The sequence below is a fragment of the Marinobacter sp. LA51 genome, from assembly GCF_030297175.1.
GTDB lineage: Bacteria > Pseudomonadota > Gammaproteobacteria > Pseudomonadales > Oleiphilaceae > Marinobacter > Marinobacter apostichopi.
Window position 1 is genome coordinate 1,275,611 of the sequence record NZ_AP028070.1, and the last position, 16,726, is coordinate 1,292,336.

The following is a 16,726-nucleotide window of genomic DNA, read 5'->3' on the forward strand; positions in this document are numbered from 1 at the left end:
AAGGTTCGCCGAGTTGGTTATTTGCAGTTGTATTCAACGCCGTTAGCCGAATCGATTTTCCGGATCACTTCCCAGTGGTTTTTGAAGGTGATCGGGACAAACTGGGCTTCGCCCGACTTGGAGAACTCCTCTTCCAGGGCAGTGCCTTCCCACTCGAAGGAGAAAAAAGCGTCCTGAATTTTCTGCTGCAGCTCAGGGTTCAGATCGTGAGCGATACCATAGCTTGTGGTCGGGAAGGTCTGGGATTTGTAGAGGCTGACCAGTTGATTTTCACTGACCACATCACGGCGAAGCATTCGGTTCAGTACAGAGTTTGCGACTGCCGCTGCCTGGTAGTCCTGGTTAGCGACACCGAGAATGGAGTTGTCATGCTTGCCTGAGAATACCGGGTCGAAGTCTTCACCTGCGACCATGTTGTAGTCGGCTTTCAGGATGGCAGAAGGTGCTTTGAAACCTGAGTTGGAGGTCTGGGAGGTGAAGGCCATTTCCTTGCCACGAATGTCTTCTACCGCATCGATACCGGACCCTGGGTAGGTCAGGATTTCCATTTCATAGCCAAAGGAGCCATCGGCGGCGGCCATCATGGTGAAGGGGCGGTATCCGGCACAGGCGACAGCCAGGGGGTTGGAGCCGGTGTTAAAACCGGCAATGTGCAGGCGCCCTGCACGCATGGCTTCAATTTGCGCAGCGTTGGATTGTACCGGGAAGAACTGTACCCGCTTGCCAGTGACGTCGGACAGGTGAGCGAGGAATTCAGACCAGACCTCTCGGTAAACCGCAGGATCTTCGACCGGTGTGTAAGCGAAGATCAGAGTGGAGGGATCATTCAGCTCCGACTCTGCGCTGGGGATGTCTGCTATCAGATCGCCGTCCTTGTCCTGATAACGGCTGTCGAGCTGAAAGGCTCCTTGGGCGAGTGCGGGGGAAAGAAGGGTGGCGCAGGCCAGGGTCAGAAACGTCTTCATCGTCACTATCCTTTGTTTTTATCCCGACGGAATGTCGGTATGGACGTGAACTTAAGGTAGTCCGATGAAGGTTTTATGACAAATTATTGGAATTCGGCGGGAAAGGGCTGTACCTCTGCCCAGGCAAAATTCAGACACAAAAAAATCAGCGACCCGAAAGTGGCTGATTTCAATGTACTGAATTGGTCGGGACGGTAGGATTTGAACCTACGACCCCCTGCACCCCATGCAGGTGCGCTACCAAGCTGCGCTACGCCCCGAATTGCTACTGCCTTTGAGAAACTTGGGAGATATCTCAGTGGCTTAGCGGGAGCGAAGTCTACACCAGCCTTCAGCAAAAATAAACAGGCTTCGAGCCATTTCGCGTCCGGTTTTTTACCGGAGCTTGGTCTCTCTGAGTTTCAGGATAAATTCCGGCGGATCGAAGCTCTCGGAGGTCGCTTTCGGCCAGTATTTATCGAACACCGTTAGCCCAGTCTCACCCTCGAGTAGCGCACCGGGTTCCAGGAATTTGAACAGATCCAGATAGGAATGCACTTCGGTCTTGGAGACCCGGCGTACGATATGCTCCGGGCCGAGCTCAGAAGGGTGGCGTAGCCCCGAGGCTTCGAGCAGGTTCTGAAGCGCATCGAGCGTGGTTTTGTGGAAGTTGAAAACCCGCTTGCTCTTGAGTTCGACATCGAGCTTGTTGCCACGCCTGGGGTCCTGGGTGGCTACGCCACTCGGGCAGCGCCCAGTGTGACAACTCAGTGCCTGAATGCAGCCGAGGGAGAACATATAGCCGCGGGCCGAGTTACACCAGTCGGCCCCCAGGGACAAGGTGCGGGCAATATTAAACGCCGAGGTGATTTTGCCGGCGGCGCCAATGGCGATGTCTTCTCGCAGGTTGGTGCCCACAAGGGTATTGTGGACCAGCAAAAGGGCCTCGGTCATGGGCATGCCCAGCCGGTTGATGAATTCGAGGGGCGCGGCACCGGTTCCGCCTTCACCGCCATCGACTACAATAAAGTCGGGTTTGCGGTTGGTCTCGAGCATTGCCTTGACGATGGCAAACCACTCCCAGGGATGGCCGATCGCCAGCTTGAACCCCACTGGCTTCCCACCTGAAAGTTCACGCAACTGGTCAATGAACTCGAGCAGTTCCACCGGGGTGGAAAAGGCGGAATGGCTAGCGGGTGATACACAATCCTCGCCCACTTCTACACCGCGAGCTTCGGCGATCTCCGACGTTACCTTGGCACCGGGAAGAATGCCGCCGTGGCCGGGTTTGGCGCCCTGAGATAGTTTGACCTCTATCATTTTGACCTGATCAAGCGTCGCGTTCTCGCGAAACATGTCCGGATTGAACGAGCCATCTTTGTGACGGCAGCCGAAGTAGCCTGAGCCGATTTCCCATACCAGATCGCCGCCGGGTTGCCGATGATAGCGGGAAATCGAGCCTTCGCCGGTATCGTGGTAGAAGCCGCCCATCCGCGCGCCGGTGTTCAGGCTAAGAATCGCGTTAGCGGAAAGTGACCCGAAACTCATAGCCGAGATGTTGAATACGCTTGCGCTGTAAGGCTTTGCGCAGTGTTTACCAATCAGGATCCGAAAGTCACTGCCATTAATTCGGGAGGGGTTTAGGGAATGGTTCATCCATTCGTAGCCTTCCTCGTACATACTCAGCTGCGATCCAAACGGGCGCTTGTCCAGGACGTTCTTTGCGCGCTGATAGACAATAGTGCGCTGCTCCCTGGAAAACGGCCGTTCTTCGGTGTCGGACTGGATAAAGTACTGCCGGACCTCGGGACCGATGGATTCCAACAGGTAGCGAATATTGGCGAGAATCGGGTAGTTGCGGCTAACCGTGTGTTTCTTCTGAAGGAGATCGTAGGTCCCGAGCACCGTCAATGCTCCGAATACGATCGGGAAGAAGTAGCTGGCGTCAAACGATATGGCTAGCGCCAGCGACACAATAAAGCCAGCGATGCTCAGCGCGTAAACGGTGTAACGTACCGGAAACGTAGTTGTTTTCTCCATGGTTACCTCAGTTGGATCCTTTTGGTCGCAAGGACTTGGTGCAGTACCAGCTTATATCGATACGCTATGAATTCTGTAGCCGATCGCCAGGCAGAGAGCTATTCACGGCGCATTCTTGGTCTATGATGAAGGAGGATGCAGCAATTCGCTGCATTTTTGATGTTTTGAGTTCAAAACATTATCATGACGCGCTTGTAACGTTTGAATACCGATTCCCAGCAAGACTTTCCACTTCAGGAGGCGCCAAACGTGGGCGAGGTAGTAAAAGACGAATATCAGACGGATTACGTCGCAGGCCAGGATAATATAAATCCTTTCGGCCTGGATCTTCACGCACCGGTATTTCCGATTACGGCGATACTGGTCGTGCTTTTCGTGGTAGGTACCCTTATTTTTCCGGCCGAGTCGAAGTCACTCCTGGACGGTGCAAAATGGGACATTATCGCCACGTTTGACTGGTTCTTTTTGTTAAGTGCCAACGTATTTGTGGTGGTGTGCCTTGCGTTGATCTTCATGCCGGTGGGCAAGATTCGCCTGGGTGGTATGGACGCCAAACCTGAGTTCTCGACCCTGTCATGGTTTTCCATGCTGTTTGCAGCTGGCATGGGCATTGGCCTGATGTTCTGGGCGGTTGCTGAGCCGACAGCCTATTTTACCGGCTGGTACGAAACGCCGTTTAACGTGGAGCCAAACACCCCGGAAGCGGCCAACCTGGCCATGGGCGCCACGATGTACCACTGGGGTCTGCACCCGTGGGCAATTTACGCCATCGTCGCACTGTCCCTGGCGTTCTTCTCCTTCAACAAGAACATGCCGCTGACCATCCGCTCAGCTTTTTTCCCGCTGCTGCGTGACAAGGTTTGGGGCTGGCCGGGCCACATCATCGATATCCTGGCGGTGGTGGCCACCATCTTCGGTCTGGCAACCTCCCTTGGCTTCGGTGCCCAGCAGGCTGCCGCTGGCTTGAGCTATCTGTTCGGTGTTTCTGACGGAATTAACGTACAGATGGCGATCATCGTGGGTGTCACTGCACTTGCGTTGATTTCTGTACTGCGCGGCCTGGATGGCGGTGTGAAAGTGCTCAGTAACGTCAACATGAGCCTGGCTGGCATTCTGCTGTTCTTTGTCATCTTTGCCGGTCCCACCATGACGGTATTGGAAACTCTCTGGGTGACTTCATCCAGCTATGTTGGCAACGTTCTTCAATTCAGTAATCCGTTTGGTCGTGAAGACGAAGCCTGGTTCCAGGGTTGGACTGTGTTCTATTGGGCATGGTGGATCTCCTGGTCACCGTTCGTTGGTATGTTCATCGCCCGCGTTTCCCGCGGCCGTACCGTGCGTGAGTTCATCACCGCAGTGCTGATTATCCCTACCGTGATTACCGTGGTGTGGATGAGTGCATTTGGCGGTACTGCGCTGGAGCAGATCCAGAACGGTATCGGTGCGCTGGCAGCGAATGGTCTGACCGACGTTCCGCTGGCCATGTTCCAGATGTTTGAGAACCTGCCGTTGACCGGCATTATCTCCTTCGTCGGTATCGTCCTGGTGCTGGTGTTCTTCGTAACCTCATCGGACTCCGGTTCGCTGGTTATTGATAGCATTACCGCCGGTGGTAAGACCGACGCACCGACAGCTCAGCGTGTATTCTGGGTGGTCATGGAAGGTGCGATCGCCGCAGCGCTGATCTTCGGCGGCGGTGAGGATGCTCTGGGGGCCATTCAGGCGGCTTCCATCAGCGCAGGTCTGCCGTTTACTGCCGTCCTTCTGGTCATGACGTGGGGTCTGTTAAAAGGCCTGACCCATGAACGCAAGTTGCTGATCGCCCGAGGCGAAATGTAATTGCGCCAGTAAGGGTGTAAAAAAAACCGGGGCTCGGCCCCGGTTTTTTTGTGTCTGAATTTTGTTTCAGGTGCGTGTCTGACAGAGATCTGAGTCAGAGCGCGCCAAAGGCGTCCATGGCGTAATTCGCCCGTTCGCGCGGGGTGAAGTGCGGGCGCTTGAGGCTCTCGATGTTCCGCAGTCTGGGCAGCAGGCCACGGCCATTGGCCATCTGGATAGCCAGGCCGGGGCGGGCATTCAGTTCCAGTAGCAGTGGCCCTTCGTTGGCATCTACCACAAGATCCACGCCCATATAGCCGAGACCGGTCGCCTCATAGCAGCGCGCAGCCATTTCCAGCATGTCTTCCCATGCTTCAATGTCGATGTTCTCGAGAGCTAGGCCGGTATCCGGATGCAGGGTAATAGGGCGGTTGAACTGCACCGCATTCAGGCTGCGACCAGTGCCGATGTCCAGGCCTACACCGACGGCGCCCTGGTGCAGGTTGGCCTTGCCGTCTGAATCCTTGGTAGCCAGACGCAGCATCGCCATTACTGGATAACCCTGAAATACCACGATGCGGATGTCCGGTACGCCCTGATAGGAGAACTTGGCGAGAGATGGTGCAGACTCCACCAAACTCTCCACAATGGCGACATCGGGACTTCCTGCCAGTGAATAGAGCCCAGCCAGGATATTGGTCAGATGGCGCTCTAGATCGGGCGCAGCTATCCGTGATCCGGAAGCTTTGACGTAATAGTCATCATCGCGACCGGTAATGACGGTGATGCCCTTGCCGCCGGACCCTTTTGCGGGTTTGATGGCAAAGCCGCCGAGGCCTTCGGCCATTTCGCGGAAACGGGAGATTTCGTGTTGTTGTCGTACCACCTGCAGCAGACGGGGCGTAGTGACCCCATATTCAGCCACGGCTAGCTTGGTTTTCAGCTTATTGTCGACCAGCGGATAAGACGAGCGCTCATTGTAACGGGCAATGTAATCAACATTGCGCCGATTCATATTGAGCATACCCAGCCGGTTCAGACGTCGGGGTGAGATCCAATCCATGTTAGTCGTACACCCTCATGGGGGTGAATCGCTTGAGTTCCGTCAGTTTGTAGCCGGTGTATTGCCCCATGAGCAATATCAGGCCGAGTACCGCGAAGTGCAATTCGGGGAAATTGAAGGTTAGATGCCCGGCCAGTGGAGTACTCATCAGAAGGTAGGCGCAGATGGCGACGAACAAGCTGCCAGCGCCTTGAATCGCGACTTCATGAGCACCTTCCTCTTCCCAGAGAATCGACATGCGCTCGATGGTCCAGGCAATGATGACCATGGGAAAGAAGGTGATCGTCATGCCGGTGTTGAAGCCCATCTGATAACCAATGATGCTCAGGCCGGCAGTGATGAAGATAACCAGAATGATCAGGGCCGATATCCGTGATACCAGCAGCAGGTTCAGGCTGGAAAGGTAGCCGCGCATCATCAGGCCAATGGAGACCACCGACAGGAAGGCGATTAGCCCTGGTATCAGGGTGGTTTGCACGAACGCCACCGCAATCAGCACCGGCATGAATGTCCCGGAAGTACGAATGCCGATGACGATCCGCATGAACGCCACCACGAGCGCGCCCAGCGGCAGCAGCAACAGCATCCGGAACATGCTTTGCTCCTCAATGGGGAGTGCGTAAAAGCTCAGGAAACCGAGCCCATTAGACTCCACCTGCATGGTCGCCAATTGGAGGGCTGGGACGGTTTGCCGAAGCATGGAAAAGCTCACTTCAGAGTTGTCTCCGCCCACCACGTCCAGCAGTGATGCAGAGCCCTGGCGCCATAGCAGCAGGCTCTCTGGAACGCCTTGTTCAGCGTTACTCGGGTCAAAGGTCAACCATTGCTGGCCATTGTAGATCTGCAGGAACGGCATCAGTGACTGGCGACGCCGGGCATCTTCCAGCTTCAGCCCATCGGCGGTGCGGGCGGGAATGCCTGAATGGTTCAGCATGTCTACCAGCAGATCAAGGTAGTTTTCTTCGGCGACCAGCAAGGTGGTGTTCTGAGTGCGGGTGTCGGGCTGCATCAGCCGGATCAGTTCACGGGTCATGCTTTCTGGCGTACTGGATCGCGCCTTAGCCTGGGTCAGGATCTCGCGCACAGCGGTGGCTTGAGGCTCTTCCCAGAAAACGTTGCTGGCCTTGGGTTCCTGGGCAGGTTTCCGCCCAAGGGCCGTCTCATCCGGAATAAACTGGGCCTTGAAGTACAAAGTTTGCGGACCGGAGACTTCGCGCTTGGTCCATTCCGCCGTGCGATTGCCAGACTTCTCGATGATCGAGAAGCCGTACCCGGGCGACGCAGCCTGTTCGCTAAGGATGCGGAATCCGGGCGGTTGATCCGGCACGTTCAGGCTGGCCTGCACCGCACTGTCGTTGGCATCGAAATCGACACGGGCCTCAAGCATCCAGACCGGGCGCTGTTCTCCGGTCAGCCAGGGAATACCAAGCTCAATGTGGCGCCAGACAGCCAGGGAGATACCAGCAGCGATGAGTAAAAATACGGCGACATAAAAGGGAAGGCGAGAGCGGGGCTTCACGAGTCATTCCTGTTCTTGGCGATGGCTTCGGGCAGCTTGGTGGTAAATTCCCTGCCGACATCAATCAGCATAACGTCCCGGAGGACATTGCGACCGATCAATACTTCGTTTTCGAGGTCGTTTCTGTCAGTCAGGGTAAATTCGGCAACTTGCTGGTGATCGCCGATTGCGAATTGGAACTCAACGACCACGCGACGTTCCGGATCTTCGGCAGCCGCCTGGGTAACTTTGACTCGGCGGACGATTTCTTTCTCGAGAGTAACCAGCTTATCCGAGCTGGGAACTGGGACATCAAAGCGAACCCAGTTGCTCCCGTCGCGTTCGAAGCGGGTAATGTTGCGGGCGTCTATTGAGGAGGTTTCCGCGCCACTGTCAATGCGTGCGTTATACACCTGTTCAGTCGCGGCGATGTAGATCTTTTCAACTTGACCTACGATTATTTTGCCTTTCAGGCGCGCGTCCTGAGTCTTGGAGGTCTCTACAGTTGGGCAGACTCTCTGCGCGGGGACAGGAGGGCAACTGGGTTTTTCAACCTGAGTTTTGATGGCATCAATGATCGAGTCGGTGCTGTCCTGGTGCTTTTCCAGCATCTTGTCATGACGGAACTGGGAATTGTTTTCCATGGTGACAAGCGTTGCCCGTTGGGTATTCACGGACGAGTTCAGCTCGCTCAAGTCCTGTTTCGGCACCATGAAATATCGGTCTGACGAGCAGCCGGCCAGTAAAATAAGCATGCCAGTCGCCAACAGGACTCTTGGTTGAGGAAAACCAGCCCGTAAGTGTTTTAAACCCATTGAATACCCCTGCGCCGGAAGTTCTCAGGCCGTTTCCATGGCTGGTACCACGGCCGGTGTGAATGTAATTGAAGATAGTAGGCGCAAGAGTATACAACAACCGAACTGTGTAGTTGCTTTACAGTTGGTTAAGAGCGAAATTTTTCGACGGGTTCTCAGGTTCTGTGGGTAAGTGATTACCGGAACAGGGGGTTGTCGTCGCCCAGCGTGGTTTCGGAGCGCAGGAATTCCTGAATCACCGGTGAGCAGTTCAGGTAGAACAGCAACAGTTCGCGCTGAACATCCTGATCCTGAATTCGCGCCGCATAGTTGATCAGGTCGCGCAGCGCTTCGTCACCGGAATCTCCGCCAATCGTATCCAAGGCCTTGCTGTAGCGGCCTTTCAGCAGGGTGGTCAAACGTTCCAGATGGAACTCGCCGGTGTGGGTGATATGGGGAAGTACACGGGATCGCTCGGTAGAACTGCGCATTTCTCGCGTTCCAGCCAGTCCAGCATAGGCAGCGGGCGCGGAACAGCCCGGTTGCATGAAGTCTGTTCCAAGTTTTCGCCAGAGTTCTTTTAGCATGGTTTTTCGTCCGTTTGCGATCCTGTCGTCGTCCCAGGCACAGTTAACAAAACGTAATGCCTAAAGACAAAAGGACATTCCATCCTTTTAGCCGATATTACGATGCGCGTCTATAAACAGATGCGCTGGGTTCCGGGATTTGCCAAGCAGTCGAGATCAAAGCAGTGATCCACGATGACTGTCACGGCCTGGTGGGAAAAAGGTTCCATTGATGAGGTAGACTGTGTGCGCTGATTCACAGTCTGGTTTTTTAAAGATTTTCGCCGCAGATACAGGAGTGCATGCAGTGCCAGAAGCTGTCATTGATTTGATGATGTCCCAGCCGGCTGCAGTGGCTGGCTGGGTACTGGTATTGATGGTCGGCGTGTGTGCGTTTTCAGCCTTGTTGGTACGGAGTACCGGGGCACGTCGAAGATTGGCGTCGGAGCTTGAGGCGCTGGAGCAGACCCGCACCGAGGCTGAGCAGTCGCTGCAGACGGCCCATCACGAGCGAGCCATGGAGCGGCAACAGGCGGAGCACCTGCAGCAGGCGCTTGAGGAGCAGCAGAATCGGCTAACCAAACACGAACAGGATCTGGAGCAGTGGCGTCAGCGCGCAACGGGTCTGGAAAACCGGGTTGCCGGGCAGGAATCGGATCTGGAGGGGCGGCGCTCACGGATCACCCAGCTCGAGCAGGAGCGGACCAGCCAGCAGCAGCGCGCGGATGAATTGTCCCGCGAGTTGCACGAGGCCCAGGTAACCCTTCGCGAGCAGGAGGTGACACTGGATAAGGAACGGCGCGCCACCTCGGAAAAGCTGGAACTGCTGGAGCGCAATCGCGACGCCCTCAAGCAGGAGTTTGAGAATCTGGCGAACAAGATCTTCGAGCAGAAAAGTGAGCGCTTCAGCCAGCAGACTCGCACCAGCCTGGATACGCTGCTGAACCCGTTCCGCGACCAGCTTCAGGATTTCCGCAAGCGGGTAGAAGACGTCTACACTACAGAAACAAGGGATCGTCAGGCGCTGCGAAGTGAAATCAAGTCGCTCCAGGATCTGAATCGACAGATTACCGAGGAGGCCTCGAATCTAACCCGGGCGCTGAAAGGCGACAAGAAGATCCAGGGTAACTGGGGTGAACTGATTCTTGAGCGAGTGCTGGAGAAGTCTGGCCTGCGCAAGGGAGTGGAGTACGAGACCCAGGGAAGCTACCGCGACGGTGACAACCAATTGCTTCGGCCCGATGTAGTGGTTTACCTGCCGGACAGCCGGAATCTGATTGTCGATTCCAAGGTGTCCCTGCTGGCTTACCAGCAGTGGGTTTCCGAAGAGGACGAAGCAGCGCGTGAAGAGGCCTTGAAACAGCATGTGGAGGCGGTTCGGAACCACATCCGAGCACTGAGCGAGAAGGATTATAGCCAGCTTCACGGGCTTCATTCGCCGGATTTTGTACTGTTGTTCATGCCCATTGAACCGGCGTTTGTGGCGGCATTTCAGCAGGACGAGAACCTTTTCGCAGAAGCGTTTGAGCGAAAGATTATTGTGGTAACACCCACTACCTTGCTGGCGACGCTGCGGACGATCGAAAACATTTGGCGGTATGAGCGACAGAGCCAGAACGCTCGCCGAATTGCCGAGCGCGCCGGTGCGGTTTACGACAAGCTGCGGGTGTTTGTGGAGGCCATGGAGCGTCTCGGAGGGCAGTTGCACACCGCCCAGGGCACCTACGATTCCGCCATGAATACCCTGACCCGTGGGCGCGGCAATCTGATATCCCAGGCTAACCGGTTTGTTGAGCTGGGTGTTCGGGTGAAGAAGGAATTGCCCAAGGGCATCATGGATCAGGCGGAAGTGGATGCCGAAGACGACCCCGACGATGTGAGGGCGGGAGCCTCTCCAGAGCCGGAAGAACAGGCGATTGGCGCGGATAACGATCAGGAGTGAGTGTCATGGCAGTATCGTACGGAAAGACCCGGCAGCGGGCTCTGGGGCTGGTTCTAGCATCGACGTTGGTGGCTGGTCAGGCTTGGGCATTGGCTCCGGAGCATGAGACCCGTCGCCTGATGCTGGCGACAGAAGAGGCGGTGACCGCAGAACGCTGGGGAGAGGCAGGTGAGTACCTCAACCGGCTTCAGCAACTTGAAGGTCAAAAACCCGCGGACTACTTCTTTTATCGGGGCCGGGTAATGTACCAGGCAGGGCACCTGAACGAGGCCCAATCAGCGCTGGAAGCTTATGTGGAGAGTGCCGGAACAGATGGCGGCCACTACCAGAAAGCGTTGAAGCTGATCACTGTGGTAGAGAAAACCCGCAAAGAGCAGGCTGCGGCGCCTCAGAACGGTAATGGCGAGTCGAATAAAGTGGCTGTGATTGAGCCGGCCGGAGACCAGCAGATGTCCTCCCTGCGCAAACTCTACCTGGTCAACTCTGATCGGGAGGCACTTGTACTGCATCTGAACAGTCTGCTGGAAGTGGCGGGCTGGCGCGCCGACCAGACCGTTGTGCAGTTGGATGAAGCGGCTGATGTTGAGTACCGGATTCGAGCCGAATCCAGTGCCATTAACCTGCAGGAAATTCGCCGTGATGCCGAAGGCCGGATGGTGAGAACCACTCAGACCCTCTCGGTTTACGGGGTTAATCCCCAGGTGGAATGGGCCTGCGAGACAGCCGCGACTACTTGCTGGGTGTACGATCCGCGAGACGGGTCACGCCTGTTACAGCTATCACTGGATAGGGGCCAGGCTCAGGAAATCGCCCGTACCTTTGGCAAGTTGATCCGCAATCTCCAGAACCCCGCAGGTTCCTGAAGACCTTCAGTCAGCCAAGTTGCCCCGCTCGCCTTCGCGGTAGGCGCCTGGGGTAACTCCTGTCCATTTCTTGAATGCCCGGTGGAAGGTGGATGGCTCGGTGAAGCCGACTTTGCTGGCAATATCGTTAATCGGTAATTCCGGACGGCCCAGGTAGTAGATCGCCATGTCCCGACGCAGCAAATCCTTGATCTCCTGAAACGATGTGTTTTCCTGCTTTAACCGCCTGCGCAGTGTTTGCGGGCTGGTGTGCAGTTCGGCGGCAATCCATTCGAAATCGGGCAGGGGCTTGGAAAAGTCTCGGCCAATCAGTGCCCGGATCTTGCCGGTGAACGTGTTGCTTTCGTCAGGACGGGACAGCAGGTCCGCCGGTGACGTCTTCAGGAACTGGCGCATTTCCGATTTGTCCCGAATCACCGGCGCGCGGAGAAAGCGCTTATCGAAGGTGAGGGCGGTGCGATCCGAGTTGAATGCCAATGGGCAGTGGAAAATGTGGCGGTATTCATCGCCGTGAGCCGGCCGGGGATAGGCGAACTCAGCTTTGGTTAATTCTATCGGCTGACCGATCAGCCAGCTGCCGAGTCTGTGCCAAATCACCAGGATGCTCTCGCGAAGGAAGTAGCCGGGGTCGTGTATGTCGCCTTCCATGCGCGTAACCAGCCGAATCGTATCGCCACTGGTTTCCAGCTCCATGGTTACCATCGGCTCGAAGAGCCGGGAAAACTGGTAAGCCTGTCGGTAAACCGCCTCCAGTGTGGGGCAATCAATCACCAGCGCACACATAGTGGCGAAGGTGCCGCTAGGGGCGCGGCGAGGGCCGAACCCCATGAATTCGTCATCAAGACGGTGCCACAGAACCTGCATCAGGTGGCTGAACTGGTCACTGCTGACCCGAGCCATCTCAATGCGCAGCAGGTCCGGGGATATACCAGCGTCTTTCAGCATTTCATGGGTATCAAAACCCAGACGCTCGGCACCTTCCAGCGCGGCCTGCACAAAGTGTCTTGAAACCGTCAGGTTGGACATGTCACTCGCTATTTCCTGAAAACGAGCCCCATCATAAAACCCCCGCGACACAATGCAACTGGCCAAATATCAACAAGCTGGCAGAATCGGCCAATGGGATTGAAGGAACAGGCAGTTGGCCCCGAAGGCAAAACCGGGCAGCATGAGATCTACTGACAAATCCGACAATAATAAACTGAACACCAAAGGAGAAAGCCATGGCAGGTCCACTGACCTCATTGAAAGTACTGGACTTCAGCACCCTGTTGCCGGGCCCCTACGCCACCATGCTGCTGGCCGATATGGGGGCCGAGGTGCTGCGGGTAGAGGCGCCGGACCGGGTGGACCTCACCAAGGTAATGCCGCCGTTTGATGGCAAATTTGCCACCGCGTTTTCCTACCTGACCCGCGGCAAACAAACGCTGCCACTGAACCTGAAGCAGGCTGAGGCGGTAGAGCGGGTGAAGGAGCTGGTGAAGGGCTACGACATCGTAGTTGAGCAGTTCCGGCCCGGCGTAATGGATCGTCTGGGGATTGGCTACGAGACACTGAAAGCCATCAACCCAAAGCTGATCTACTGCGCCATCACCGGCTACGGTCAGACTGGCCCCTATCGCGATCGCGCTGGCCACGACATCAATTACCTCGCGCTGGCGGGCGTCAGCAGCCACTGCGGCCGCGTAGACAGTGGTCCGCCACCTCTGGGCATCCAGGTAGCAGATGTGGCCGGAGGCTCCCACCATGCGGTCATGGGAATCCTGGCGGCCGTTATAAACCGGCAACAGACCGGCGAAGGGCAGTTCATTGATATAAGCATGACCGACGCTGCCTTCGCCATGAATGCCATGGCCGGCGCCGCCAGCCTGGCAGGAGGGCAGGAGCAGAAGCCGGAGGGTGCGTTGCTAAACGGTGGTTCTTTCTACGATTATTACCGAACCCAGGACAACCGCTGGCTGTCTATTGGCAGTCTGGAGCCGCAGTTCTCTGCAAGGCTGTGCGATACGTTGGGGCTAGCTGAGATGAAGGGATATGCGCTGAGTCAGGAGCCTGAGCAGCAACAGCTATTGAAAGCGGCGCTCAAGGAAAAGGTGGCTGAAAAGACGTTGGCTGAATGGCAGGAGATTTTCGCGGATCAGGACGCTTGTGTGGAGCCGGTGCTGACGATTTCGGAGGCGGCGGAGCATCCGCAGTTGAAGGCCAGGGGTATGGTGATTGAGGTTGATCGGGGGGATGGGGTGATGCAGAAGCAGGTCAGTAGTCCGATTAAGCTCTGTTAGGAAAAAAACGACACAGGAAAAGAAAAACCCCGGCGATTGCCGGGGTTTTTGGTTGGGTTGCTTCTAGTTTACTGGTTTTGATCCAGCGCCGAGTCAATGGTCGGGCTATCGCCGAGTACGCCGGAGTTTGCGACCGGGATGGATTGAGCGGTGATGTTGCCAATCACTTCGGTAATCATCTCAGCAAAGGCGTCGCCGGTATCAGATCCGTTCGGGCAGACTTGGTCATCCGGATCAGCTGGTGTTGCAGGGGCAACAAATGTGCCGTGATTTGCCGTTGTACAAGGCTGCGCACCAAAGAAGAATGACGCGGCATTCGCGACCGGCAGAACCGTATTCGGGCTGCTTGCCGAGATTATGTCTCCATCGGTCAGAGGTTCAACGCCTGCTCCAAGGTTGATCAGGGCCATCAGGGGCTCTGTGCCTGCCAAAGGAGCAGACAGTGCCTGACCGAATGGCGAAATGTTGGCTTCATTTGGAACCGTCAGGTCACCCACTACTTCAGAAAGCAGGATGCTAGTATCTCCGGCTGCGGCAATGCTCGCGCCAAGGTTTTGAGAGTAGCTAACTGGGTCAGTGGTATCGACTGCCGACTGCCACACGTACAGGAAGGTCTCAAAAGCCGATGTTCCCTGAACCACGGTTCCGCCGGTTTCCGCTGACAGGCCGCCCAAGATTGCGCCGGAGAATGCCGGAGAGTTCTCAGCAAGCTTGCTCAGTTGCGAACCGGTATTCATCAGAGAGATGGAGCTGAGGTTCGGGTAGAAAGCGTCGACACCTGGAATTCCTGCGTAGGCCCCGCGCAATGTCGCGTTCTCAACAAGGCTGGCGAACGTGGTACCGGTGATCCCGCCCAGAGAATGTCCCACGAAGTGGAAGGTCGCGCCTTGCAAGCTAGTAGGGCCGTAGGTGCCAGCATCGCCATCGATGTCAAATGCTCCTGACTTGATGGTTGCGGCCAGGTTCAATAAATCTACAACACCCTGGCGAAGAGTGTCTCGTGTCGTTTGCAGGCTGCCGATGTTAATCGCCAAGCTACCAGATTCAATCTGAGTAATGTCAGACTGCTGTTCCGGCGTAAGCGTGCCTGGAATTGCGGTGTAATTGAAATGGCGTTCGCCGACAAAATCTGCATTCGGAAAGTCTGCAGGATCCACGTAGGAGCTGGCAGGATTGAGTCCGGGTACTGTGCCGACCGTGCTGCCGCCGAGGCCATGAAGTGGTTGGTCGATCGCAATGGTTGCGACACAGTCACCTCCACCCAGGGTTTGAGCGGTGAGATTGATCGCAGGGATAGTCGCAACGCTTCGATCAACTGTAATACCGTGCTGGAAGATCACAACGTCGGTAATGCCACCGGGGCAAGCTGCCGGGTTGCTTGGGTAGAACGCCGTTGCAGGAACTGCAACTTTACCGTTCTCCTGAGGGAACGGCATGTACTGGGTCACGTTTAGTGTACCGTCAATGTCCCGGGGGAACTCAAAGTTCGACAGGTTGGCGTAATCGGGATTGCCGCTATCTCGGAACGCTGTAATTGTTGCATTCAGTGTAGTTTCCAGCGTCGTGCTGCCGCGCCACATGCCCTCTACTAAGCCTGCTCCATCAGAACCTGGCAGCTCTACGTAGTATGGAAGTTCAATCGCGCCTTCGGTCACGTTTGTTGCTGCTGCAGCGGTCTGGAGAGGAACGTTTCCAGAAGCCTGCACGGCTGCCAGATTATCTGCAGTGCGGGTGGTGCCACTGTAGAAAGCAGCTGTTCGTGGCTGTGGGAAAGGCAAGCCGGGAACGGCTGATCCGACTACCTGCTGACCTAGAGTGGGGTCAGTCTGGTAAGGGGCAACTGCTGCGCCAACCTTCTGTGCTAGCTCAAGGTTTTGGGGATCCGCGCTCAAAGCGTCAGCTAACGCAGCGAAAACTGTTGATGCAGTGGAGCCAGCAGGCAGGTTCTCGCGAACAACTTGCAGAGCTGAGTACAGAACAACTTCTTCACCAAGCTGAGTCAAGAACGTTGCTGGCGAGGTGACTGCATGCAGCGAAGTCTTGGTGTTGGTGGTGGTCATGGTGTAAGCCAGAGTGACATCGGCATCAATTGAGTTTGCCGCCAGCCAGGCTTCGGCCAGACCCTGGCCACCCTGTATTACGTCACGAATAGTCTGGAACGCAGGGTTGCCCAGCGGACCGTCTCCTGCCATTTGAGAATAGGGCACCGAGGGAGCTGTTGACTGGCCGTCAGCGCCTTTCACACCACCAGTAACAATGACCAGATACTTGGTCTGATCCTCAAGCGGCTTTAGCGGAGTAACACGAATGACGTTGTCAGAGCCACCGTCCAAGGAAATCACTTCGGTGCGGACGTCCTGTGTCGCAAATTTAGTGAGATCGAACGGATCTGACGTGTCGATGTAAGAAGGGTTCGCGGTCAACTCAATGCTAGGGGTGTTGGCTGATACCGGCAGCATGTTGATCGGAACAAGGTGTACTGTCTGGCCGGCAACAACAGTGGAAGCGTCCAGCGATCCATTAAAACGAACGTCGATCTGGCTGGAGGTGGAGAAGCCGTCAAGGTCGTTGATGGTATCGGAAGCCGGATCTGTGCCGGTGGTGAAACCTGTAAAGTCGAAATTGGCGCTTTGGCCCGCACCCAGCAGCAACACCAGGTCAAAGTTTGCCGGAATGTCGAAATCGGGAGACGTAAGAATTGGATCGAAAATCGGACGCACCAAGCTCTGATCGATGGTGGTGTCAGTTATTTTGTAGTCCGGATTCGCATTACTCCCCGAATCGCCGCTATCGAAGCAGCCTGTAAGTCCAAGGGAAGACGCCACGGCAACGCTTATTAGAGTTTTCTTGAACATGGGTGGAACCTTTTCCTGTTGTTGTGTCGTTATATTCGGCAGCTGACGGGGCCGGTCTGAT

12 protein-coding genes and 1 tRNA gene are annotated in these 16,726 nt (G+C 56.0%); 4 read left to right on the forward strand and 9 right to left on the reverse strand.

All coding sequences use genetic code 11. The features are described 5' to 3' along the window. Window positions 1-17: 17 nt before the first annotated feature. The 3 genes from phnD to QUE89_RS05885 all read right to left on the reverse strand — a co-directional run bounded on the left by phnD (window position 18) and on the right by QUE89_RS05885 (window position 2,984). The gene (gene phnD / locus QUE89_RS05875) at window positions 18-965 is read right to left on the reverse strand and encodes a phosphate/phosphite/phosphonate ABC transporter substrate-binding protein (protein ID WP_286222287.1); all 948 of its coding nucleotides are present in this window, start codon (window positions 963-965) and stop codon (window positions 18-20) included. 183 nt (window positions 966-1,148) lie between these two features. Then, window positions 1,149-1,225: transfer RNA gene (locus QUE89_RS05880), tRNA-Pro, on the reverse strand. A 115-nt stretch (window positions 1,226-1,340) separates the two neighbouring features. Beyond that, entirely contained in the window at window positions 1,341-2,984 is a 1,644-nt protein-coding gene (locus QUE89_RS05885; RefSeq protein WP_286222288.1) for an FMN-binding glutamate synthase family protein, read from the reverse strand. Between the two features lie 249 nt (window positions 2,985-3,233). Here QUE89_RS05885 and QUE89_RS05890 point away from each other — a divergent pair, with 249 nt between their 5' ends. Then, on the forward strand, window positions 3,234-4,823 hold the full coding sequence (locus tag QUE89_RS05890; protein WP_286222289.1) for a BCCT family transporter: 1,590 nt from the start codon (window positions 3,234-3,236) through the stop codon (window positions 4,821-4,823). 94 nt (window positions 4,824-4,917) lie between these two features. Here QUE89_RS05890 and QUE89_RS05895 read toward each other — a convergent pair whose 3' ends face one another. From QUE89_RS05895 to QUE89_RS05910, 4 genes are all read right to left on the reverse strand, one after another. Continuing rightward, a complete protein-coding gene (locus tag QUE89_RS05895; RefSeq protein ID WP_286222290.1) occupies window positions 4,918-5,865 on the reverse strand; it encodes an alpha-L-glutamate ligase-like protein in 948 nt (315 codons plus the stop codon). A gap of 1 nt (window position 5,866) precedes the next feature. Beyond that, complete coding sequence (locus tag QUE89_RS05900) at window positions 5,867-7,384, reverse strand: inactive transglutaminase family protein (protein ID WP_286222291.1); 1,518 nt, start codon at window positions 7,382-7,384, stop codon at window positions 5,867-5,869. Further along, window positions 7,381-8,118, reverse strand: a complete 738-nt coding sequence (locus QUE89_RS05905) for an ATP-dependent zinc protease family protein (RefSeq protein WP_286222292.1) — start codon at window positions 8,116-8,118, stop codon at window positions 7,381-7,383. The genes QUE89_RS05900 and QUE89_RS05905 overlap by 4 nt, the downstream gene beginning before the upstream one ends. A gap of 236 nt (window positions 8,119-8,354) precedes the next feature. Further along, complete coding sequence (locus QUE89_RS05910; RefSeq protein ID WP_286222293.1) at window positions 8,355-8,648, reverse strand: hypothetical protein; 294 nt, start codon at window positions 8,646-8,648, stop codon at window positions 8,355-8,357. Between the two features lie 592 nt (window positions 8,649-9,240). Here QUE89_RS05910 and QUE89_RS05915 point away from each other — a divergent pair. Beyond that, the gene (locus QUE89_RS05915) at window positions 9,241-10,665 is read left to right on the forward strand and encodes a DNA recombination protein RmuC (RefSeq protein WP_286222828.1); all 1,425 of its coding nucleotides are present in this window, start codon (window positions 9,241-9,243) and stop codon (window positions 10,663-10,665) included. Window positions 10,666-10,670: 5 nt separating this feature from the next. Beyond that, entirely contained in the window at window positions 10,671-11,528 is an 858-nt protein-coding gene (locus QUE89_RS05920) for a hypothetical protein (RefSeq protein WP_286222294.1), read from the forward strand. Between the two features lie 6 nt (window positions 11,529-11,534). Here the strand turns inward: QUE89_RS05920 and QUE89_RS05925 are convergent, their stop codons facing one another. Beyond that, window positions 11,535-12,554, reverse strand: a complete 1,020-nt coding sequence (locus QUE89_RS05925) for an AraC family transcriptional regulator (RefSeq protein ID WP_286222295.1) — start codon at window positions 12,552-12,554, stop codon at window positions 11,535-11,537. A gap of 197 nt (window positions 12,555-12,751) precedes the next feature. Between QUE89_RS05925 and QUE89_RS05930 the strand changes: the two genes are divergently transcribed. Next, a complete protein-coding gene (locus tag QUE89_RS05930) occupies window positions 12,752-13,810 on the forward strand; it encodes a CaiB/BaiF CoA transferase family protein (protein ID WP_286222296.1) in 1,059 nt (352 codons plus the stop codon). Window positions 13,811-13,878: 68 nt separating this feature from the next. On the opposite strand, the gene QUE89_RS05935 is transcribed toward QUE89_RS05930, so the two are convergent. After that, window positions 13,879-16,665 (reverse strand): MECDP-synthase, encoded by a 2,787-nt coding sequence (locus QUE89_RS05935; RefSeq protein WP_286222297.1) that lies wholly within the window; start codon window positions 16,663-16,665, stop codon window positions 13,879-13,881. Between the last annotated feature and the right edge of the window lie 61 nt (window positions 16,666-16,726).

Bases quoted from the DNA above. Each gene is read 5' to 3' on its own strand.
- QUE89_RS05895 (WP_286222290.1), bottom strand. From the start codon at position 5,865: ATGGATTGGATCTCACCCCGACGTCTGAACCGGCTGGGTATGCTCAAT.
- QUE89_RS05915 (WP_286222828.1), top strand. From the start codon at position 9,241: ATGGAGCGGCAACAGGCGGAGCACCTGCAGCAGGCGCTTGAGGAGCAG.
- QUE89_RS05920 (WP_286222294.1), top strand. From the start codon at position 10,671: ATGGCAGTATCGTACGGAAAGACCCGGCAGCGGGCTCTGGGGCTGGTT.
- phnD (WP_286222287.1), bottom strand. From the start codon at position 965: ATGAAGACGTTTCTGACCCTGGCCTGCGCCACCCTTCTTTCCCCCGCA.
- QUE89_RS05885 (WP_286222288.1), bottom strand. From the start codon at position 2,984: ATGGAGAAAACAACTACGTTTCCGGTACGTTACACCGTTTACGCGCTG.
- QUE89_RS05905 (WP_286222292.1), bottom strand. From the start codon at position 8,118: ATGCTTATTTTACTGGCCGGCTGCTCGTCAGACCGATATTTCATGGTG.
- QUE89_RS05935 (WP_286222297.1), bottom strand. From the start codon at position 16,665: ATGTTCAAGAAAACTCTAATAAGCGTTGCCGTGGCGTCTTCCCTTGGA.
- QUE89_RS05910 (WP_286222293.1), bottom strand. From the start codon at position 8,648: ATGCGCAGTTCTACCGAGCGATCCCGTGTACTTCCCCATATCACCCAC.
- QUE89_RS05925 (WP_286222295.1), bottom strand. From the start codon at position 12,554: ATGTCCAACCTGACGGTTTCAAGACACTTTGTGCAGGCCGCGCTGGAA.
- QUE89_RS05930 (WP_286222296.1), top strand. From the start codon at position 12,752: ATGGCAGGTCCACTGACCTCATTGAAAGTACTGGACTTCAGCACCCTG.